The sequence below is a fragment of the Planococcus sp. RAB007_Raresut genome, assembly GCF_057369535.1.
The window spans coordinates 176,389-196,786 of sequence record NZ_JBXYIF010000006.1 but is presented as its reverse complement, the minus strand read 5'-3'; the positions used below and the strand labels follow the sequence as shown (position 1 = coordinate 196,786).

Sequence of the window (20,398 nt, the reverse complement as noted above, 5' to 3'; positions counted from 1 at the left end):
CGCTCTGTCTGGTGTAAACGGTTTGGGCAAATAGTAAAGGAGAGGCACCTGCTGAAAACTGCAGGTGCCTCTCCTTTTTGCATTAGCTTATTTTAAAAATCATACTCCGCTTCTTTTTCTTCGCGGATCTTCGTAAATGTTTCCGTCAGCACCACCGTGTCTTCTGCGAGTCGCTCAATGCGAAGAAGCACGTCGTGGTTGATGATTTCTTTTTGGTAGAAATCTTCTTCTACGACGAAGACGAACGTCTGGACCATCTGCGCTTTCATATAAGCGAGTATCGGCTTCAGCTGCGTGTCAGCGACCATATAATGTTTAGCGGAACCGGCTGTCACCAGCATGCTGACCACTTTATCGCGGAACGCATTGACCGGCAGCAAGTCAAATATGTTTTTCAATGCAGCCGGAATGGAAGCCTGGAATATCGGTGTGCCGATGACGATGGCGTCAGCGTCCATCAAGGTTTTCGTTACATAGCCGGTGTCGCCTTCGTAATCGAGGTAATTGCGGCCGTCGCTGAATGCCATTTTATAATCCGCTAAATCAATCAATTCTGTTTCCACGTCAGGGTATTTCTCTGAAATCGCTTTGATGGTTGCAGTCATGGCGATTCTTGTTTTTGAACCGATTTGGGAACCGGATAAGCCTACGATTTTCATTCCGTTTCCTCCTTAATTTTTGGCAGTGTATTTTTTGATGGCCGGGATGATTTCCGTGCCGATCAATTCCAGGTTTCGCTTAAGCTTGTCCATCGGCATGCCGCCAAAGTCAATTTGCGCGATATAGCGCTGATGGCCGAAGACTTCGTGCTGATGCAGTATTTTCTCGATGATCTGCTGCGGGCTGCCGATGTTCATGATGTTATGTGGATCGACGCCTTGTGCGAATAGCTGTTTCGGGAAGCCGCCGCCGTTGGTGCGTTTCATTCCTTCATTGATATGAGGATACAAATCTTTCAACGCTTGTTGGGAATCTTCCGCAGCGTAGAAAAAGCCAGCTGTTGCAATCGGCAATTCATCCGGGTTGTGACCGCCTGCCCGAGCCGCGTCGCGGTAAGCATCGACTGTCCGTTTAAAAGTTGAAGCGGCGCCGCCAAGGTGAGCCATGAACATCGGCACACCGGCATAACCGGCTTTCATCGCGCTGGCCGGAGTGCCGCCCACTGCGCGCCAAATCGGAAGAGAGCCGTTGACCGGACGCGGAAGTACCTGTGCATTGCGGAGCGGTGCCCTGAATTCGCCGCTCCAATTGACGATTTCGTTTTCATTGATCAGCCGAAGTAAATCGAATTTTTCTTCGAACAGTTCCTCGTAATTGCGGACGTTATAACCGAGCAAATCGAACAGCCCGATGCGTGAAGCGCGTCCCGCTACAATTTCTGCCCGGCCGCCTGAAATCAAATCGAGTGTGGCAAAGTTTTCGTAGACACGGACCGGATCGGACGTGCTGATGATCGTCGAAGAACTGGCGATCTTAATCTTTTTCGTCGCCTGTGCAATGGCAGAAAGCACCACGGCATGGGCTTGTGTTGCGAAGAATTCCTGATGGCTTTCGCCGACACTGAAAAATTCGACGCCTGCCTGTTCCGCAAGTCCTGCGTATTCGATAATGTCCTGAATCCGCTGCTGTGCAGAGATTCTTTCACCTGTAGCCGGGTCCGGCAAGTGGTCGCCAAGTGTATAGATGCCAAACTCCAGGCCATTGTCAGGATTGATGCGATATTTTTCCATTGAATAAATCCGCCCTTCTATTTCCAATATAAAGCCATTATAAGCGATAGGTGATTTTATTATAAGTACGCACTCCAAAGTGCTATAGTATACAAAAAGATACTATGGGAGTGGTTGTTATGGAACGCAAACCGGATAATTGCCGCGTGGAAGACGCGCTCGGCATCCTTGTCGGAAAATGGAAACCCGTGATTCTTCTATACCTGCTGCAAGAAGGCACTAAACGCTTCAGTGAGCTGAAACGCAATATGCCGGGCATCACGCAAAAGATGCTGACGAAGCAATTGCGGGAACTGGAAGATGAAGATATTATCGCTCGTGTTGTCTATCCGCAGGTCCCGCCGAAAGTGGAATATTCCATGACGGAATATGGCCGCAGCCTTGAGCCGATCTTGGAAGCCATGCACGAATGGGGCGCCAAACATACCCAACATAAAATGGAGAAGCAGGAAAATCAGCTGAAAAGTTCTTCATGAGTAAACCGGGTCACTCTATCAAATGAAGAGGCCCGGTTTTATTGTGTTCATCGGAATTCAATATTTTGTAAGACATAAATTCGATGTGTAAAATGAAGGGCATACGGTTATACCAAGAAGAGAAACTGAAGGAGAGGCGATGCAGCATGAATTCAGAAACGATGAAGACATTCGGTTTTTACAAACCGGGATCAAAAGAAGAAGCGATGGATTTTCAATTGGTGGAAGAGGAAAAACCGACAGCGACGGGCCGCGATCTGCTTGTGGAAGTAAAAGCGATATCGGTGAACCCGACAGACCTTCGTACGCGCGACGGCAAAAAGGAAGACGACGAGTCGCTGACTGTCGTTGGCCGCGATGTGGCGGGCGTGGTTGTTGCGACTGGTGAAGACTGTTCTCATTTTAATGTGGGTGATGAAGTGTTTTACGCGGGCACAAACAATCGGCCAGGCGGGCAAAGCGAATTTCATCTGGTGGATGAGCGCATTGTCGGCCGAAAGCCGGCGAGCCTTGATTTCGCGCAGGCAGCGGCATTGCCTTTGACCAGTATTACTGCGTACGAGGCGCTTTATGAGCGATTGGGCGTTTCAAAAGATCCAGCAGATAATAAGGGAAGGCATATCCTAATCATTGGAGCGGCAGGCGGCGTCGGCTCTATTGCGGTGCAGATTGCTAAACTCGCCGGCTTGACGGTAATCGGCACAGCTTCCCGCACCGAGACGGTCGAGTGGGCAAAAGATCACGGCGCCGACCATACCATCAATCATCACGAAGAGTTCGGATCACAGCTGGAGAACTTGGGCATCAACGGTGTGGATTATATTTTCTGCCTGAACAGCCCCGACGAGCACATGGCTGAAATGGCGAAAGTGATTCTGCCGCAAGGGAAAATCTGCTCGATCCTGCCGGCGTTCAAGCCGCTCGACCTCGCGCTGTTCGGCAAAAGTGTCACGTTCGTCTACGAACTCATGTACACGCGCTCCGTTTTCCAGACGGCCGATATGGTCCACCAGCACATGATGCTGAACGACTTGGCGGACTGGGTGGACGGCGACAAAATCCGCTCGACGATGACGCAGCATTTCTCACCGATATCGGTGGAAAATCTGAAAGAGGCTTATACCAATCTGCTGACTGGCAAGACGATTGGCAAGATCGTGTTGGAAGGTCCTTTCGAGTGAAAATAAACAAAGCGTCGACTTCTCTTTTTAATGGGGAGGTCGACGTTTTTTTTCGTTTCACTGATTATTTAGAGTCAAGATCAAAAGACGAATGGATGCTTTTCGCGGGCGAAAAGCGAAAGTACAAGAGAATGCGATTAATATTTATGCGGAAATGGTGAGAGGCCATCGGGTTTATTTGAAATAACTTACAATATATTTTCCAGTTAATCGCTAGGTTAAAATAGAAAGTATTTCACTGGAATTGGAATGTATTTAGGGTGAATTGGAAAGTATTTTACCCAAATTGGAAAGTATCTCCAAATACTGGAAATAATGATTCTTGGAAACTAGTCACACGAACAGAAATCGAACTTCAGAGGCTCTATTTTGAAGTTCAGAAATCGTAATGGACAGTATTCGGTGTCTAACGGACAGTATTGGGGCTCCAATGGACAGTATTTGGTTCGTAACGGACAGTAACGGCATCCCAATGGACAGAAAATCCATAAAATTGGAAATTAACATCCCATTACATTCTAAAATCTATATCCAAAAGTTTTAGCTCAAAGCGCAAAAAAACAAATTGACTTTCTAAAATTATTGTAATATTCTATAGAGCAGTATTAAAATGACGGTTACCTTATAGCTTCATTGAAAGAATGAAACTGGGATAGCGGATATTTTTGTTTACTGCTGTAAGCGATTACATAAAAGAGGAGAGAAAATATGATTACATTTATCGTTTCAATTGCGTTGCTTGTGGCAGCCTATTTTACATATGGAAAGTATATCGAAAAACTATTTGGTCCAATAACTAGTCGGAAAACACCGGCTTACGCCAATCAGGACGGCATTGATTTTGTGCCGATGAACAAGCATAAAAACTCGCTGATCCAATTGCTGAATATTGCAGGGACGGGTCCGATCTTCGGTCCGATCATGGGAGCGCTGTATGGCCCGGTCGCATTTCTGTGGATCGTCATCGGCTGTATTTTTGCAGGGGCGGTGCACGATTACCTGACGGGCATGATTTCCATCCGCAATAAAGGCGCACATATTCCGGAGCTTGCCGGTAAATTCCTTGGTGCGGCATCCAAGCATCTCGTCAACTTCTTTGCGTTATTGCTGCTGTTGCTTGTCGGAACCGTGTTCGTAACAACACCGGCGTCATTGCTCGCAATCCTGCTGGATGGAAAAGTGGCAGTCGGAATTCTGATCGGTTTGATTTTCGTCTATTATTTCCTGTCGACAATTTTGCCGATCGACAAAATCATCGGCCGGTTGTATCCGTATTTCGGAGCCGTTCTTTTGATCGGAACATTTAGCGTCGGCATTGCATTGCTGTTCTCTGAATATAAAATTCCTGAGCTTCGCTTAGAGAATCTGCATCCGGACAATTTGCCGATTTTCCCGATGCTGTTCTTTACGATCACTTGTGGAGCCTTGTCCGGTTTCCACGCGACGCAGTCGCCGATCATTTCGCGGACTACGCAAAATGAATCGCAGGGCCGTTACATTTTCTACGGCATGATGATTGCGGAAGGGATCATCGCGATGATCTGGGCTGCAGCCGCGATGAGCATCTTCGACGGCCAGACGCTTTCAAGCATCATCAGTTCAGGAACTCCTTCTGCTGTTGTCAATGAAGTCTCCATGACGCTGTTAGGTGCAGTCGGCGGTACGATCGCTGTTCTTGGTGCCATCGTCCTGCCAATCACATCAGGCGATACGGCGTTCCGCGCTGCGCGTTCAATCATTGCTGATTACATCAAAGTGGATCAGCAGAAAGTGTTGAAGCGCCTGATGATCGCTGTTCCGCTATTTGCGGTTTCATTGGTACTGACTCAAATCGATTTCGCCTTATTGTGGCGTTATTTCTCCTGGGCCAACCAGGCGACTGCCGCCATCGCTTTGTGGATTGCGACGATGTACCTCTATATCCAAGGCAAGAATTACCTGGTGTCATTGGCGCCGGCAATCTTCATCACCTATATGGTTTTCGTCTATATACTCAATCAGAAAATCGGCTTTAACCTTGACCTCAACCTGTCGTTCATCATCGGGCTGGTCTTGACCATCATCACGGTTGGACTGTTCTATGCGAAAGCCCGCAAGAATCGCGCCGACGATGTCGAGACAGTCGTTGCGGTGGACTGACTTGGAATAAAAATTATGCTGCCACACCGGATGTTTGCATCTGGTGTGGTTTTTCTGTTCCTTCTTTACGTCTGAAACTCTCTCCTTTGTAATTAATAATCTAAAGAGCTCTCCACTAAATAAAAAATGGATTATTTTCTTTCATTTAGTAAGGTAGAATAGAAAAAGGATAAAATTAAGCTGGAGGTTTTTTCTGCTTCGTAAAATTGTGGGGAAGTGAAAAGTTATGTTTGATGTTGCCAAAATGTTCGAAATGGGTATGTTCGTGTATGTATATCTATTTATCTTACTGTTGCTGGTAATCGAGTTTTGGATCAGGAAAAAGATGAAGTTAGGAACAATCAGCCATACACCAGCATTAACGGTCGGTTGGGCTGTAAATATGGTGCGCACCATTCTTCTCATTGTTGCGCTGCCTTTATTGCGCATAGAAGTTTGGTTTGTTTTTGTACTTACAATCAGCTCTCTTACTCCTGCGATTATGGGCATGTTTTATTATTTTAAATTAATCATGTTTGCAATATGGATCCTTTTAATCGTTTTAAAAGCTTTCTTTGAATACAAATATTTGAATGTGAAAAGTGCAATAATAACTGTAATTTTTGCTGTTCCAGTGATTGGGCTGCTATACCTGATTTATACTTTCACCTTCTGAGCCTTTTTAAAAGTGAGTTTTTAATGGCGATAATTTCACTTGAACGATAATAGTAACAGGATGTTTTCCATCTATGTGGAATAGGTAAGTATAAGGGAGACAGCTTTATTTGATGACAGAAGGAGGAATTTTATGAACGGGCAATTTTTCAAAAATAGTCTGCACGGCGAAGGGGCTCATTTCGATACGGCGAAGGTATTTGACGGGGTAGACTGGCAAGAAGCGGGGGACAAATCGGGTGATTTCCCGCATTCGATCTGGGAATTATTATTCCATATGAATTATTGGCAGGATTATATGCTGGATCTGCTGAACGGCCAAACGCCGAAAAGCCAGAATCCCGATGAGGAATCCTGGCCGCATACGCCGTCGCCGGAAAGTGAAGATGAGTGGGATTCGGCTATTGCTTATTTCCTGAAAGGACTGGAAGAAGCCGAGCAGGAATCCACGAAAGATTTACTGGAAAAAGTGGTCCCCGGACGGGAAGACACCCGAGGCGACTGTTTGCAGACAATCGTTCTGCATAATACGTACCATGCCGGGCAAGTAGTGTTTGCGCGGAAAATTAAAGGTGACTGGCCGTCGAATGAAGGAGAAAGCTGAACTGCCAGGCTTGCATACTATTTCGGAAAGAGTCATTATCTCATCAGAAGCTGCTCTTGCTCCCCCATTAGTTGGGGAGCGGGCAGCTTTTTTTGATTTTTTTGCTGATTTTGAGGCTGCCGCGGATAAATGGGGTTTTGCCGCGGATAAATGATGTCTAGGCGCGGATAAAAGACTTCTAGGCGCGGATAAACTTCCCGTAGCCGCGGATAAACGCCACTCAGCCGCGGATAACCCGAAAATAGAGGCTCGCCAAGCAGGATTATCAACTGAAAAAGCTTCTATAATCGGAGGATTGATGCACGCCCCAGGTTTTATTAGTAGTATGTAAGCATTTTCAGTTATAAACCATGAAAGGGAGATGACATAATATAAATATTTAGAAAAAACAGTTTATTTTATTATGAAATGCTATACTTGTTTTATTCTACGAAAGAGGTGATGGCGATAGACACGAAAATTGGAGGGTTAACGAAAGTGGAGGCGCTTGAAAGTTTGTTGGGGCGTCTGCCGAAAAATCATCCTGACCGGGAGTTTCTGGAGATTCGGCTTTACCGGGCTTCTGCCGGAATACGCGGGGAAAGCAAGATGATCAACAAGTTTAAGGAGTTTTACATCGACGAGGATTTCCAGCCGGTTTGGGATTTGAATATGGAAATAGGCAACTGGGCTGTGCAGATGGACGGACTGTTATTGACGAATGGGTGCGCGATCATCTTGGAGTCGAAGAATATCAGCGACGAGCTCCACTTTGATGCGGCAAATGATGAGTTTTATAAAAAGACTTTTAAGGAAGGAAATAAAATCACGTTAGAAAATCCTGTCATCCAATTGAAGAAGCACATCCGATTCCTGGAAAGATGGCTCAAATCGCATAAAGTCAATTTGCCGGTGACTGGGCTGATCATTTTTACAGCGAATCAGTGCGAGTTCCATTCAAAACCATCAGGCGCTTCTATTTGTAAAACGTATCAGATGAATCAATACCTGTATCACATACTTGAACAATATCCTCAAGAAGCTTCTTCACATAAAATCAGCAAAATTAAAAAAATGATCTTAGCTAATCAGATCCCCTTTAAAAAATCCCCATTATGCGAGTTCTATCACATAGACCCGAAAGATATAAAGACGGGCGTCTATTGCCGCGGCTGCAAAAGTTACAGCATGAAGCGGTGGCACAAGACATGGCAGTGTTCCGATTGTGGCTTCAAAGACAGCGGCGCTGCCCAGTTTGCGGTGCTGGAATATTTTGCGCTGATTGGTAACCGCATAACGAATAAACAATTGCGTGACTTCTGCCATCTTGAGTCGCCTCACGCAGCAAGGCGGATATTGCTGCAGCGTGAGCTGATCCCCGCGGGCGACTTGAAGTCGCGTTCTTACAGTCTGGGAAAATAATTCTTAGCCGCCTCTTAAATAGGCGGCTTTTTGTTTGGCGCGGATAAACGGGGGTTTGCCGCGGATAAACGATCTCTAGGCGCGGATAAACGTCGCGTAGGCGCGGATAAAAGCAATCTAGCCGCGGATAAACACCGCCCAGCCGCGGATAACCTCATTACTCGCCACCCATCCACCCAACAAAAAGAACAAAAAAACAAAAAAGGACGCTTTTCGCCAGCGAAAAGCCCCTTATAAAGGTCAAACCCTATCAATCTGCTCGCTATTAAGAAGAAAATGGGTCAAGCATGACAATTTTTATTTCGAGTCAATCGATGATGACGTCTTTGCCTTGTTCACGCAATGATTTCAGCGAGTTCAGCATGTGATCGATCTCTTCATCGGAATGACGCTGCCAGGCACCCAATTCAGCGACTATTTTCAGCGGCGACTTCGACCGGTACGAGCGGGTCGGGTTGCCGGGGAAACGTTTGTCGGTCAGGTTCGGGTCGTTCTCGAATTCGCCTTGCGGCTCGACGAGATAGATTCGTTCCCGGGCATCACCGGCTGCCAGCTCGGCTCCCCATTTGGCCGCTTCCAATGTCGCGGTGAAATAGATGTAATTCGATTTTTTGTCCTGGTAATTTGAGAGGTTTTGCGCTTCGAGCAGGCTGCCAAGAGCTAATTCTGCTTTCGTTCCGTGGAAGAAAGGGCCGAGGTCGAGGACATCATTTTGTTCATTCATATTAGTCTGCCTCCTGTTTGGTTTACTTGTTTATGTAACAGTATAGGACAGGGATTCGCGAAAAAGTAGTCTGTTAATCATTTTTTATTGGGTGTATAATAAAGATATAGAGAACGGCAACTAAAAATTTATAAACCTTTCTGAATGAACCGCGCGCCGGCCATTTCAGAAGGGTTTTTTCATTTTCATGGAGAATGGTACAAGGGATAAGTTTTAATTGAATGGAGGAAATTCGATGGCAGAAGAACGGATGATTGAATCTTTTGATGGTACGCAATTGTTCAGCCGAAAGGATGCGGCTGAGGATCAACGGGCGGTGGCTGTGATTTCACACGGTTTAGCCGAGCATCTGGGCCGTTATGATGCGCTGGCTAAAACGCTGTTGAGCAACGGTTTCACTGTCTACCGCTATGAACAGCGCGGACATGCTCGGTCTGACGGAAAGCGTACGCATTTTGACGATTTCAATGAAATGCCGGATGATTTGAAAACTATTATGGACCTGGCTAAGGAAGAGAATTCAGATACGCCGATTTTTCTCATCGGTCACAGTATGGGCGGCTTCACAGCAGCAGCGTTCGGTACGAAATATCCGGGACAGGCAGCGGGGATCGTCTTATCCGGTGCGCTGACCCGCTACAACAATCAGCTGTTCGGTCAGCTGCCGATGGACTTGCCGGAAGATACGTACCTGGACAATGAACTCGGCGAAGGCGTCTGTAGCGATCCGGCTGTGGTCGAAGCCTATGCCAATGACCCGATGGTGGAAAAGAAGATTTCGGTCGCCCTTATCAATCAGTTTGGAACCGGCATTGACTGGCTGAAAACGAATGCCGAAAATTTTACGGACCCAGTGCTTGTGCTGCATGGCAATGAAGACGGGCTTGTCGCTGAAAAAGATTCTCGCGACTTTTACGGAGAGATCGGTTCTGCAGACAAAACGTTAAAAATCTATGCGTCGTTGATGCACGAAATCTTTAATGAGCCATCCAAGTATAAAATTTATGATGAAGTGGTGGAGTGGATACAAGAGCGTCTGTGAAATGAATAGTAAAAATGACTGAAAAACCATGGCCGGCAATTTCTCCGGTCATGGTTTTGGTGTTTAGATGACGGCGCAAATGATAATAGCTATATTGTATGTAGGCCTGTTAATTGAGAACCACAGTTTCATTGAATGGAATTCCTAAATAACTGTATGTAATGTCCACTTTGAATATGGCTGTTGGATATAAAACACTGATTCCATAAATTTCATCATCCACAGTTGCAGTCCCATTATCCATCTTTTTGTAATTGTCAGTGGGCGAGGTTCCTGTATTGATCACAACTTCTTCTGGATCCGTGAAATTAAATTCTGCCGCTTCAGGGCTATCAAAATCATGGGAGATAGTAAAGCCGAGCAAATTGTTGCTGACTTGAATCTTTGTTTCATCTGGTTTGTTATTGTTATTCACTTTCACATCCAGTATCTTCACATGCTGCAATCCTTTATTGCCGACACTGACCACCACTGATTTTTTATCTCCGTCTGTAAAAATGGCGCCAACCTCGAGTGGCGGCTTGAAGAACACCAGGAGATAAATGCCCAATACAATTAATGCAACAATCGAACCCACTAGCCATACTTTCTTTTTCAATTTCTCCGCCCCCGAATTCTTCTGCTCAACTATCCGGTCCACCTGTTTGAAACTGAGCATCTCGTCAATTGATATATATGATACGTTCTGTATGAAGGTAAGTTCCGTTTAAATGAAAATAAATATAGGTGAGAAAATATATTCAACCGTACAAAAGAGCAACGCTGATCAGCATTGCTCTTTTATATTGTGTGATACATAAAAGTAGTGGGTTTAATCATTGCTGCCCGTATTGATTTCTCACAATCTCAAATAAATCCGTCTTCCGCAAATATTGCTCAGGTGCCAGGAACGTCACGGTGACGACGCCTGGGTGGCGGCCGATTTCAATGGCTCCGGTGATGGTCGCGCGGTTCATGATTTCCGGTACAGTGACACCGAAGAAGTCAGCGGCGCGCTTCAAGCCGTTTTCGGTGGCGTCGTTGAGATTCGGGCCGGAGCCGATAAACGATACCGGGTAAGATTCCTCGATTTTAGGGACTTCCCATGTCTCAGCGATTTGCTTGGCAGAGTGCTTTTCTTCCGCAGTGAACGGTTTCGCGGTGTACGGCAGATCTTCTACATTCGGCAGCAGGATCGGCCCTTTGATGTTCATACCTTTCAGCACACTGACCTGAAGATGAGCGATGCCGGAAACGTCGGTTGTGTGGCCGGCGATTTCGCCGTCACCTTGCATGGCGTGCATGTCACCGAGGTAAACGCCGCCTCCTGGGACTTTCACTGGACAGATCAGCACTGCGCCGGAGCGCACACGATTCACATCCAAATGGCCATCCGTCCGGTGCGTTTCCAACTCTTCCTGAGTGGCTGAATAATCATGCGGTGCGCCGACAAGGAATGAACCGAAGTCACCTGCGTTATGGGAATCGGGGGTCGCGCGGGATGGCGTCGTGCCAAGTTGTCCAAGAAACGGACGCATGCGTGCCATCGTGCCGATCAAATCGTGCGGCGCAAACGTCACGACCGGATTCTGCACCGATTCGTCAGGAGTTTTCATATAAGCGCGGCCGTCGCGCGCAATCGTTTCGGCAGCTTCCTGCGGCAACGTCAAACCGACATCGCCTTTTTCACCGAAGAAAATCGTGTAGCCGTTCGTAAAGACAAAAGGCGTCGCGTCTGCTCCGCAATTGGCGCAGCGTATCGCTTCCATACCGATGCCTCTGATGACAGTTTCGGGGTTTTTTGTGCCGCATTCCGGACATTTCGCCGCCACATAGCCGTCGCCGTCTGCCCGGTCTTCAATCATTTTATCGTTGCCTGAAGCTGTCGCGTGTGATGTCACAGTAATCGATTGGATCTGGATAGCGATGGCGTCTCCCGGTTCAGCTCCTTCCACATACACCGGCTTCGTCACTTCGTGCCCGCCGATAATGCTCGGCGTCATCATCGGCCCCCAACAGCCCGGCGCCGTATTGGCGATAATCGTGCCGCCGTCTTTCACCGGCCCCAGCATTTCTTTTTCCGGATCCAGTATACCATCAACAAAATGATTCACGAATAAAGTCTCAACAGCTGTTTTATTCACGTGTATCCTCCTCATTTTTAAATAGTCTGACTATTTTAATTATAGTGGGTAGAGGGTTGGATTCACAGTTTGGAGGGTCGGTTCTTTAGAGTGCGAAAGGAAATGAAGTTCATTTAAAGGATATTTTTATTCCCATACAGAAAGGGTATTGAAGGAGTATACGAAAAGGAGTTGTATATAAATGGAGGATGTTACCGTAGGACATATCGAAGTTAATGGAGGAAATGTCTGGTACCGCATAACCGGCAAAGGTCCGGGGATACCGCTGCTCGTGCTGCACGGAGGACCAGGGTCGAAAAGCAGTGACAGCGATCCGCTTCGGCAGCTAGGCACGGACCGGCCGGTGATTCAGTATGACCAGCTCGGAAGCGGGAAGTCGGACCGTCCGACAGATACGTCGCTTTGGACAGTGGAGCGTTTTGTTGAAGAATTGGAGCAGGTGGTCGAGGCGCTGGGCTTGGATGAGTTCCATCTGCTCGGGCATTCGTGGGGCACGATGCTCGCCGCCTCTTATCTATTCAAAAAGCCGAAAGGGGTCCGCAGTGTGATATTCTCTGGACCGGCTCTCGATGCGCAGCGATGGGAACGGGATCAGCGCAATTATTTGAAGGGATTTCCGGAGGACATTCAGGAGACGATTGAGCGGAGCGAGCGCGAAGGAACCACCGATTCTGCCGAATACGACGAGGCGATGACGGCTTATTACAAGCGCCATATGTGCCGCGTCGATCCATGGCCGGACGGGCTGGTTGAAGATATGAAACAGATGAATCACCAGGTTTACAATTATATGTGGGGCGCTTCGGAATTTACGGTGACCGGCACGCTGAAGCATTTTGATGCGACAGACCGTTTGGGCGAAATAAAGATTCCGGCTCTATTCACTTGCGGCCGTTATGACGAAGCGACGCCGGAAGCAACGGAATATTATGCGGGTCTGGTGCCGGATGCGGAATTCCATGTTTTTGAAAACAGTTCGCATATGCCGGGTGTCGAGGAGCCGGAAGCGTATGTCGAAGTGGTGCGCGAATGGGTGAACCGGCAGGAGATGAAGCCGGGGGCGTAAAATAAGTAGTAAAAAACCGTTAACCTTCTATCAGGGTTAACGGTTTTTGAGTTAAGGAAATCATCAAACTTGATTCGTACCAAAAAGTTCTACCATTAGGGCGAAAAAGCAGAGAGTACCCGTAAAGAAGTAGAATATTGCTGTCTTTTTTTGCTGATTCAGGTATCCATCGATGCCGGATAAGGTGAATATTGCGAAACATAGGGCAAAGGAAAGAGTCACACTTCCTGTGAAATGAGGGTTGAAAAAATGATTGGCTGCGACAAGTAGAAATAAGGCACCCGTCAGCCAGAATATGATTTTAAAAAATTTCAAAGAATCCCCCCTGAGTTTTAGGTGTAGCTGGATCTGGTTACTTCCTAAATTAAGCTTATCACAGGACTTTATGGGTTTAAATGGAATTATTGGAAAGTGGGATGTTTGGTCTTTCGGGTTCGCGAGCGCTCCTCAGCTCACGAGCCCCAGCAGTTTGCTGCGGCAAACTGTTCCATTCTATATTTCTCTGTAGGTTGAGGCCTAAGAAATTTATATTGGCATTAATGGTAATATGTTACTATTAAAGCGTGAATAATGCTTCGTTCACAGTAGAAATATAGGCGGAATTTAAAATTTGAAGGGAGTGAAATGTATAAAAGCGGAACTGGATTTATTGCCTAAAACGTTAGCGATTGAGTGTTTGTTGAAGCGGATTTCATCGAACCATAAGGAGCGTGAATACCTGGAAAACCAGTTGTACCGGGCGGCTGCCGGAATTCGCGGCGAAGGCAAGATGGTGAAGAAATTTCGGGAATTTTCATACGAAGGTAATTATTTGCCTGTATGGGATCTGAATATGGTGTTGGGCGAGTGGGCGGTTCAGATTGACGGTCTGCTGCTGACTGACCGTTGTGCCATAGTGATGGATTCCAAGAATGTCAGCGGTGAAATCCATTATGACCTGGTGAATGAGGAATATTACAGGAAGGACATGCCGAGTGGCGAAATCCTGACTATGGATAATCCAGTGTTCCAGCTGAATAAGCATATCCATTTTATCCGGAAATGGTTTAAGCTCCACAATATCAATTTGCCCGTCACTGGTTTGATTGTATACACTGCAAACAGTTGTGTATTCCACACGAAGCCTTCGGACGCTTTGATCTGCAAAACGTACCAGATGAATCAATATCTCTACCGAATTCTTCGGGACAGTCCCCTAACCGCCGTTTCCCGTCCGCTTGAGGACATCAAGAAACTGATTGCGGCAAACCAGGTCCCCTTTAAATTATCCCCTTTGAGCAAGTTTTATAAGCTCGATCTGCGAGATGTGAAAACCGGCGTCTATTGCAATAAATGCTGCAGCCACGGCATGCAGCGTGTAAAGAAATCCTGGATTTGCGCGGCCTGCGGCAATAAAGATGCGGCTGCCGACAGACTGGCGGTGCAGGAATATTTTTCATTGATAGATAGTGAGCTGACGAATAGGAAGTTTCGGGAGTTTAGTGGTGTTGTTGAGCCTGCTGCTGTGTGGCGGATATTAGCGAAGTACGACCTTGAGGTGACGGGCGAAAGGAAGACGCGTGTCTACAAAATTAAAAACAATTGATCTGGCTACTCCTTTTTTCGGGAGAAAATGGAGAATCGACGATAAACGGTTGAAAATCGACGATAAACCTAGAATAATCGACGATAAACTCAAAAAAATCGACGATAAAAGGTGAAGAATCGACGATAAACCCCAAAAAATCGCCGATAAACCCAAAACCCAGCTTCCGCCTCTCACCGGTAAACCCAATAATGATGCTTTTCGCGGGCGAAAAGCGATTTATTAAGATCGAAGCATCTTTTTAAAGATAATCATCTTTCTAATCGTATGAAAAAAGCGGTTGCGACATTCGCAACCGCCATTTTCTTGCTAATTTAAGAATTAAGGAAGCTTTTCGCACGCGAAAAGCCCCTTATTAAGATCAAAACCCAAAAAAGATGGCCGCGAAATCATTTCGCGGCCATCTTTCATATTACATACTCTCTATTTCGCTTTCATTCCGCTTAACCGCCGGACGCGTTAACGAGAAGACGGCAAAACCGAGTGCGCCGAGCACGATGACACCGCCTACCCAGGAGGTGCTGGTGACGGAACCGGTTTGCGCCAGCGTGAAGCCGCCGATTGCGGAGCCTAGCGCGATGCCGACTTGCAGCGCGGAGTTATTGAAACTCTGCTGGATGTCGGATGTGGTAGGATCCGTTTCGATCAGATAGCTTTGCTGCGGCGGAGCGAGAGCCCAGCTGAGCGCTGCCCACACGACCATTACCGGCATGAAGATTACTAGTGAAAATGTGGTGAATGGCAACAGGAACAGCGAGACCGCAAATGCGGAAATGACGATCAGGATGCTTTTCTTCGAGCCGATCGAATCGGACATGGTGCCGCCGATTGCGCCGCCGCTTACTGCAGCGATACCGAAGACCAGGTAACAGACACTGACCCAGAAAGGATTCAAGTTCAACGTTGTTTCAAGAAACGGCGTGAAATAAGCGTAGACGGTGTAATGACCCGCCAGCATGAACATTGTCGCCAGGTGGGCGGTGCCGATTTTTGCGCTGGCTACCGCTTTTAATTGCTGCTTCAGCGGAATCGCCTTACTGCCTGGGATCGGCTGGATGTAAAGCGCGATCAGCGCCATCGAGCCGATGGACAATGCGGCGATGCCAAGGAAGATGAAGCGCCATCCGAATGCATCCGAAATTAGGATGCCAAGTGGGACGCCGAGAACGAGCGACGAAGAGACACCCATGAAAATCAGGCCGATCGCTTTCGCCCGGTAAGGCGGCTCGACAATTTTTGCGGCGATGGTAAGAGACAGGACGATGATGAGCGCTGTACTTGCAGCCGTCAGAATCCGTGCAATCATCATCCAGGTAAAGTCAGGGCTGAAAAACGTCATGATGTTACCGAGGAAAAAGATGAACAAGGAAATCAGGTAGACTTTCTTGCGCTCGAAACGGCTGGTCGCCACCAACAGGACCGGACCGGCAATCGCATAGACCAATGCGAATAAAGTGATCAGCTGGCCCGCTGAACTTACCGATACATCGAATTCATCGGCTATCGTCGGGAGTATTCCTCCGACAATCAATTCCACAAGCCCGACTGCGACCGTGGATAATGCTAAGATATAAACTTTCAAATTCATTGCAATTACGCTTCCTTTCCAATATGAAATTGCTCAATTTGTCAGAAAATAAAAAAATCCTGATTACAGAAAACGAAAAAGTCGTTTTCTGTAATCAGGATTTTGCGGTTCCTGGTAGAGACCCTTAAGCCGTATTCTTAAGGTTATACAGAGAGTGCAAGTATTTAATTGCTCACTTTGAAAATCTTACTACATAAAAAATCTTTGTGCAAGCCGGTAAAATAGGGAGAATAAAATTTGAACGCATCCATTTCAAAAGGTATGATTTGAGAAACCTTAATTTTAGGAGAAAAGGAAGTGGAGCAAGTGCAGAAAAAATGGCTGATTTACGGAGCTTATGGCTATACAGGGGAATTGATCGCGAGGGAAGCGAAAAAGCGTGGCTGGAATCCTGTGCTGGCGGGGCGCAACCCCGATAAGCTGAAACCGCTGGGCAGAGAGCTGGAACTTGAAACGCGCGTATTTCCGGTAGGTCCTTCAGCGGCTGAAAATCTGTCTGATGTCGCACTTGTGCTGCACTGCGCCGGTCCATTTCAGAAAACGAGCGCACCGATGATCAAGGCATGCCTTGAGGCGGGGGCCGATTATATGGATATCACCGGTGAAATTTCCGTTTTTGAACACAGTTTTGCGCAGGATGCGAAAGCGAAAGAAGCGGGCATCACCATTTGTTCGGGTGTCGGATTCGATGTGATTCCGACAGACTGCACAGCACTCAAGCTGAAAGAGCTGATGCCGGATGCAAGCAGTCTTTCGCTCGGATTTGATTCGGATTCAGGCATTTCGCCGGGCACGTACAAAACGATGATCGAAGGGATGGGGTCCGGCAGTGCGGAGCGGCAGAACGGCCAATTGATACCGGTGCCGATCGGAAGCCAGCACCGCACTATCGATTTCGGCCGCGGCACCCGTTCAGCGATGGGCATTCCGTGGGGCGACGTGTCGACCGCATTCCACACGACCGGGATTCCGAACATCGCGACTTGGATTCCGATGAAAAAATCGCGCATTTTTGGCGCGCGGATTTTCGGCAGCGCAGGCGCAATAATCACGCTGCCGCCTATCCAGAAGGCGCTGAAGAATTTAGTGGACAGCCGGGTGAAAGGGCCGGATGAAACCCTGCGCGAAGGCGCGCCCGCTTATATCTGGGGAGAAGCGCGAAACGCGGAAGGCGTCATAAAAACGGTTCGGATCAAAACGGCGAACGTCTACGATTTGACGGTTTATGGCGCACTTGAATCGGTCAGCCGCTTGCTGGGTGGAGAGTTTCCGAAAGGGAGCTACACGCCGGCGATGCTGTTCGGCTCAGGATTGATCGAAGAGCTGCCGGGATCCGGCAAGTTTGAGGAAGAGACGATTTATCCAGGGGCATAGTGTTAACGGAATAAAGCAATCCATCAGAAGTGAGGCTTCTCTGACTGGGTTGCTTTTATTTTTTACTGATTCTGAAACTTATAGTCAAATTGAAACGTACCAATAGTAAAGTTGCAGAAAAGAGGTGGGCTCTTTTGAAACGGAATCGGATAAAGTTGTTGGCAGCACTATTAACGGCAATTGCAATCCTTTCAGCGTGTTCAATTGCAAATCCCAATGCCTCTTCAGCCGACTGGGCTTCTTCGTTTGTGGTCTGGGATGATTATATCTATCAGTTGGGCGAGGAATATGTGCGGGATGTGGAAGAAGAGATTGGTGAGGTTACGGTTTATTCCGACATGGAAGGTACGTATAAGGGCAATTTCTCCAATGAATACGAAAAAGGAACAAAGTATTATTCGATTCAAGGAATCAGTCCAGAAGAAGCGATTGCGGTTCAAGAGGAAGACGGGAAATTTAGAAAAGCGATTAGAGATGGCAAATACGAGCGGAATGAATGAGAGACGCCAACTGGATTCATTTAAGTATGCATCAAAAGAATACTTCTTTTTTAATATTGAATTAGGATGCAGATTTTATTGCTTCCTAACTGAATTACCTCCAAAACACTGAAAATATTTCAGTGTTTTTTATGTCGTCTCCATACCGATAACACAGCGAAAAAAAAGAGAAGTTAAAGTACAATTATTCAAATGCTGCTAAGCACTAAAAATAGACTGCCGGGAAGCAGTAAGTTATCATTTAACATATTAGTTTCCTTGGCATCTTATATTTACTTTAAAATCCGAATTTGAACAAGAGGAAATAAAACAACCCCACAGGCAGGAGAGAATATCTTGGAGAGAAAAATTCCAGAGCTTACATCTTCAATACGCCAAACCGATGGCGCTCATATTTTTTATTTAAGCGAAGAAAAAGAAGCTTATATTAATAATATCCTGGTTTTCATTTTGGATGGCATTCAAAATGGTGATTATATTTTCATAGTTGAAAATCCGCGCCTTACTCCAGTGATCTATCAGCGGCTGAAACCTTTGGTGACGGAAGATGAACTGAAATCTGTCCGATTCGCGAATAACTTCGAGTTCTATTGGAGTGAAGGGAATTTTCTTCCGGTTTCAATCATTCATTACTTTAAAGACACACTTCAGGCAGCGGCAAGCAAGGGGCAATTTTTCCGGACATGGGGCCATGTAGAATGGGGAAGCGGCAAGGATATGAAAGAAGAAATCCTCATTTATGACGAAAGTGCGAGCAAGTTCATAACAGACAACAAGTTTATCGCTGTTTGTGCCTATGATTCGCTACGGGTTCCAGAGGAACTGCAAATGCAGTTGCGGGCTCGGCATAATTATCTGATGGAGGATGACCGGATTAATGTAATCACGGCTTCTTGAACACCAGCAGCGCTTAAATTGAATAGGATTCAAAGGAGAAAAGGTGCTTCGCTGCAGTCGGCGGAATACCTTTTTTTCATTGCGTCAGCGTTTCCGGAGTGGTTTTATACCCTTAATGTTGGGGAATAGTAATAAAAATATTTTATATAACTTTTGTATAATGTTATATGAGTCAGATTGAGGGGAAACAGAAATGGCTAATATACTTCATGAAATAGCTGCGTTTATCGAAGAGGAAAATAAATCATTAACAGAAAATTTGTTGTGGCAGGCAGCAAACCAGTTGGAATTGGAGCTGACGGAAGAGCAGCTGTCAAAACATTATGAATTGCTGGGGCTCCTGCTGGATAAAGTCGCAAAGGGATTGTTGACTACGCGTACCGAAGCACAAGAGTTGGGCCTGGAATACGATATAGATAATTTCTTTTACAATAATGGGACCCTGTTGAAAAACACGGTGGAAATTCTCAGTACCTTCCGGCTGTCGCTTCACAGGGAGCTTTTGGAACGCGGTCTGCTGAAAAAAAGCAGTGCCACAGAGATTTCCTGGCTTTATCATCATCTCATCTATATTTTTGATGATGCGATCCGGAAAACGACCGCGAATTTCAATTTGAAAAACCAGAAAAAGCTGGATGCGAATGAACAGGAGATTATGGAATTGGCTGCTCCTATCGTGCCCATCAAAAGTGGGGTCGGAGTCATGCCGCTCATCGGTGAATTTACCGACTCGCGTGCTGCTTATCTTTCAACCGAGGTCATTCCTAAGGTAGTGAATATGGATATTCAGCAGCTTGTCATCGACTTCTCAGGAATCCATTATTTCGATACCCATGTAGCGCAACAGATTTTCCAGATGCGGGATATCCTGCAGCTATTGGGAATCCAGCCGGTTTTGACGGGAATCCGGCCGGTGATAGCTCAAACCGCGGTAGGTCTCGGAATCAACCTGAGTGATATGCAGACTTATGGAACGGTGAAAGAGTTTCTGGAGGTTATGGAGCATTAAGGGAAAGTGGTAAATTGAATAAGATGCTTGACTTGTTTACAGAACATGCTAAGATTATGAAAATTGAAAGCGGCTATATGAACGTTGAATGATGATTGAGTAGGCTAATTGCGGGCAGCAGGAAGAGACTGGATGGGTGGTGCAAATTCAGGCAGCAATATAGGTGAATTACACCATCTGTAATATCGACGATGAATGAAGTGGATGTTCCGGCGAGAAATCGGGATGTCAAATTGGGTGGTAACGCGGAGAAAGTCTTCGTCCCTTTGTTTAGGGGACGTGGGCTTTCTTTTTTTCGTTTTAAA

20 protein-coding genes and 1 riboswitch are annotated in these 20,398 nt (G+C 46.6%); of the genes, 14 read left to right on the top strand and 6 right to left on the bottom strand.

Annotation, left to right across the window (positions count from 1 at the left end; genetic code table 11):
• Positions 1-92: 92 nt before the first annotated feature.
• Together AC2Q9J_RS13760 and AC2Q9J_RS13755 are read right to left on the bottom strand one after the other, a co-directional pair.
• A complete protein-coding gene (locus AC2Q9J_RS13760) occupies positions 93-659 on the bottom strand; it encodes an NADPH-dependent FMN reductase (RefSeq protein WP_499040795.1) in 567 nt (188 codons plus the stop codon).
• A 12-nt stretch (positions 660-671) separates the two neighbouring features.
• Positions 672-1,730, bottom strand: coding sequence for an LLM class flavin-dependent oxidoreductase (locus tag AC2Q9J_RS13755; protein ID WP_499040793.1), 1,059 nt, complete (start codon positions 1,728-1,730; stop codon positions 672-674).
• Between the two features lie 119 nt (positions 1,731-1,849).
• On the opposite strand from AC2Q9J_RS13755, the gene AC2Q9J_RS13750 reads away from it, so the two are divergent.
• The 7 genes from AC2Q9J_RS13750 to AC2Q9J_RS13720 all read left to right on the top strand — a co-directional run bounded on the left by AC2Q9J_RS13750 (position 1,850) and on the right by AC2Q9J_RS13720 (position 8,185).
• On the top strand, positions 1,850-2,206 hold the full coding sequence (locus AC2Q9J_RS13750; protein ID WP_499040792.1) for a winged helix-turn-helix transcriptional regulator: 357 nt from the start codon (positions 1,850-1,852) through the stop codon (positions 2,204-2,206).
• Between the two features lie 146 nt (positions 2,207-2,352).
• On the top strand, positions 2,353-3,387 hold the full coding sequence (locus AC2Q9J_RS13745) for a zinc-binding alcohol dehydrogenase family protein (protein ID WP_499040790.1): 1,035 nt from the start codon (positions 2,353-2,355) through the stop codon (positions 3,385-3,387).
• 708 nt (positions 3,388-4,095) lie between these two features.
• Complete coding sequence (locus AC2Q9J_RS13740; protein WP_499040788.1) at positions 4,096-5,526, top strand: carbon starvation CstA family protein; 1,431 nt, start codon at positions 4,096-4,098, stop codon at positions 5,524-5,526.
• A 226-nt stretch (positions 5,527-5,752) separates the two neighbouring features.
• Positions 5,753-6,181, top strand: coding sequence for a hypothetical protein (locus tag AC2Q9J_RS13735; protein WP_499040787.1), 429 nt, complete (start codon positions 5,753-5,755; stop codon positions 6,179-6,181).
• Positions 6,182-6,313: 132 nt separating this feature from the next.
• Positions 6,314-6,784 carry a DinB family protein gene (locus AC2Q9J_RS13730; RefSeq protein ID WP_499040785.1) on the top strand — a complete coding sequence of 157 codons (471 nt, stop codon included), beginning with the start codon at positions 6,314-6,316 and terminating at the stop codon, positions 6,782-6,784.
• Positions 6,768-6,938: a hypothetical protein gene (locus tag AC2Q9J_RS13725; RefSeq protein ID WP_499040783.1), complete on the top strand. Its 171-nt coding sequence runs from the start codon at positions 6,768-6,770 to the stop codon at positions 6,936-6,938. Before AC2Q9J_RS13730 ends, AC2Q9J_RS13725 begins: the two co-directional genes overlap by 17 nt.
• Before the next feature lie 287 nt (positions 6,939-7,225).
• On the top strand, positions 7,226-8,185 hold the full coding sequence (locus tag AC2Q9J_RS13720) for a nuclease-related domain-containing protein (RefSeq protein ID WP_499040781.1): 960 nt from the start codon (positions 7,226-7,228) through the stop codon (positions 8,183-8,185).
• 307 nt (positions 8,186-8,492) lie between these two features.
• Here AC2Q9J_RS13720 and arr read toward each other — a convergent pair whose 3' ends face one another.
• Entirely contained in the window at positions 8,493-8,909 is a 417-nt protein-coding gene (gene arr, locus AC2Q9J_RS13715; protein WP_499040779.1) for an NAD(+)--rifampin ADP-ribosyltransferase, read from the bottom strand.
• 235 nt (positions 8,910-9,144) lie between these two features.
• On the opposite strand from arr, the gene AC2Q9J_RS13710 reads away from it, so the two are divergent.
• The gene (locus tag AC2Q9J_RS13710; protein WP_499040778.1) at positions 9,145-9,951 is read left to right on the top strand and encodes an alpha/beta hydrolase; all 807 of its coding nucleotides are present in this window, start codon (positions 9,145-9,147) and stop codon (positions 9,949-9,951) included.
• A 109-nt stretch (positions 9,952-10,060) separates the two neighbouring features.
• Here the strand turns inward: AC2Q9J_RS13710 and AC2Q9J_RS13705 are convergent, their stop codons facing one another.
• Entirely contained in the window at positions 10,061-10,549 is a 489-nt protein-coding gene (locus AC2Q9J_RS13705; RefSeq protein WP_233208556.1) for a hypothetical protein, read from the bottom strand.
• 217 nt (positions 10,550-10,766) lie between these two features.
• Positions 10,767-12,074, bottom strand: a complete 1,308-nt coding sequence (locus tag AC2Q9J_RS13700; RefSeq protein ID WP_499040776.1) for an acetamidase/formamidase family protein — start codon at positions 12,072-12,074, stop codon at positions 10,767-10,769.
• Positions 12,075-12,255: 181 nt separating this feature from the next.
• On the opposite strand from AC2Q9J_RS13700, the gene AC2Q9J_RS13695 reads away from it, so the two are divergent.
• Positions 12,256-13,140 (top strand): proline iminopeptidase-family hydrolase, encoded by an 885-nt coding sequence (locus AC2Q9J_RS13695; protein WP_499040774.1) that lies wholly within the window; start codon positions 12,256-12,258, stop codon positions 13,138-13,140.
• A gap of 619 nt (positions 13,141-13,759) precedes the next feature.
• Entirely contained in the window at positions 13,760-14,725 is a 966-nt protein-coding gene (locus AC2Q9J_RS13690) for a nuclease-related domain-containing protein (RefSeq protein WP_499041069.1), read from the top strand.
• A gap of 412 nt (positions 14,726-15,137) precedes the next feature.
• Here AC2Q9J_RS13690 and AC2Q9J_RS13685 read toward each other — a convergent pair whose 3' ends face one another.
• A complete protein-coding gene (locus AC2Q9J_RS13685) occupies positions 15,138-16,313 on the bottom strand; it encodes an MFS transporter (RefSeq protein WP_499040772.1) in 1,176 nt (391 codons plus the stop codon).
• Between the two features lie 71 nt (positions 16,314-16,384).
• Positions 16,385-16,484, bottom strand: a riboswitch (purine riboswitch).
• A 126-nt stretch (positions 16,485-16,610) separates the two neighbouring features.
• Between AC2Q9J_RS13685 and AC2Q9J_RS13680 the strand changes: the two genes are divergently transcribed.
• From AC2Q9J_RS13680 to AC2Q9J_RS13665, 4 genes are all read left to right on the top strand, one after another.
• Positions 16,611-17,687 (top strand): saccharopine dehydrogenase family protein, encoded by a 1,077-nt coding sequence (locus tag AC2Q9J_RS13680; protein WP_499040770.1) that lies wholly within the window; start codon positions 16,611-16,613, stop codon positions 17,685-17,687.
• A gap of 134 nt (positions 17,688-17,821) precedes the next feature.
• Positions 17,822-18,187 (top strand): hypothetical protein, encoded by a 366-nt coding sequence (locus AC2Q9J_RS13675; protein WP_499040768.1) that lies wholly within the window; start codon positions 17,822-17,824, stop codon positions 18,185-18,187.
• A 336-nt stretch (positions 18,188-18,523) separates the two neighbouring features.
• On the top strand, positions 18,524-19,084 hold the full coding sequence (locus AC2Q9J_RS13670) for an MEDS domain-containing protein (RefSeq protein ID WP_499040766.1): 561 nt from the start codon (positions 18,524-18,526) through the stop codon (positions 19,082-19,084).
• Between the two features lie 193 nt (positions 19,085-19,277).
• Positions 19,278-20,093, top strand: coding sequence for an STAS domain-containing protein (locus AC2Q9J_RS13665; RefSeq protein WP_499040764.1), 816 nt, complete (start codon positions 19,278-19,280; stop codon positions 20,091-20,093).
• Positions 20,094-20,398: the final 305 nt, after the last annotated feature.

What these genes read in the sequence shown, in the direction of transcription:
- AC2Q9J_RS13760 (WP_499040795.1), bottom strand. Translation starts at nt 659, where the DNA reads ATGAAAATCGTAGGCTTATCCGGTTCCCAAATCGGTTCAAAAACAAGA.
- AC2Q9J_RS13755 (WP_499040793.1), bottom strand. Translation starts at nt 1,730, where the DNA reads ATGGAAAAATATCGCATCAATCCTGACAATGGCCTGGAGTTTGGCATC.
- AC2Q9J_RS13750 (WP_499040792.1), top strand. Translation starts at nt 1,850, where the DNA reads ATGGAACGCAAACCGGATAATTGCCGCGTGGAAGACGCGCTCGGCATC.
- AC2Q9J_RS13745 (WP_499040790.1), top strand. Translation starts at nt 2,353, where the DNA reads ATGAATTCAGAAACGATGAAGACATTCGGTTTTTACAAACCGGGATCA.
- AC2Q9J_RS13740 (WP_499040788.1), top strand. Translation starts at nt 4,096, where the DNA reads ATGATTACATTTATCGTTTCAATTGCGTTGCTTGTGGCAGCCTATTTT.
- AC2Q9J_RS13735 (WP_499040787.1), top strand. Translation starts at nt 5,753, where the DNA reads ATGTTTGATGTTGCCAAAATGTTCGAAATGGGTATGTTCGTGTATGTA.
- AC2Q9J_RS13730 (WP_499040785.1), top strand. Translation starts at nt 6,314, where the DNA reads ATGAACGGGCAATTTTTCAAAAATAGTCTGCACGGCGAAGGGGCTCAT.
- AC2Q9J_RS13725 (WP_499040783.1), top strand. Translation starts at nt 6,768, where the DNA reads ATGAAGGAGAAAGCTGAACTGCCAGGCTTGCATACTATTTCGGAAAGA.
- AC2Q9J_RS13720 (WP_499040781.1), top strand. Translation starts at nt 7,226, where the DNA reads ATGGCGATAGACACGAAAATTGGAGGGTTAACGAAAGTGGAGGCGCTT.
- arr (WP_499040779.1), bottom strand. Translation starts at nt 8,909, where the DNA reads ATGAATGAACAAAATGATGTCCTCGACCTCGGCCCTTTCTTCCACGGA.
- AC2Q9J_RS13710 (WP_499040778.1), top strand. Translation starts at nt 9,145, where the DNA reads ATGGCAGAAGAACGGATGATTGAATCTTTTGATGGTACGCAATTGTTC.
- AC2Q9J_RS13695 (WP_499040774.1), top strand. Translation starts at nt 12,256, where the DNA reads ATGGAGGATGTTACCGTAGGACATATCGAAGTTAATGGAGGAAATGTC.
- AC2Q9J_RS13685 (WP_499040772.1), bottom strand. Translation starts at nt 16,313, where the DNA reads ATGAATTTGAAAGTTTATATCTTAGCATTATCCACGGTCGCAGTCGGG.
- AC2Q9J_RS13665 (WP_499040764.1), top strand. Translation starts at nt 19,278, where the DNA reads ATGGCTAATATACTTCATGAAATAGCTGCGTTTATCGAAGAGGAAAAT.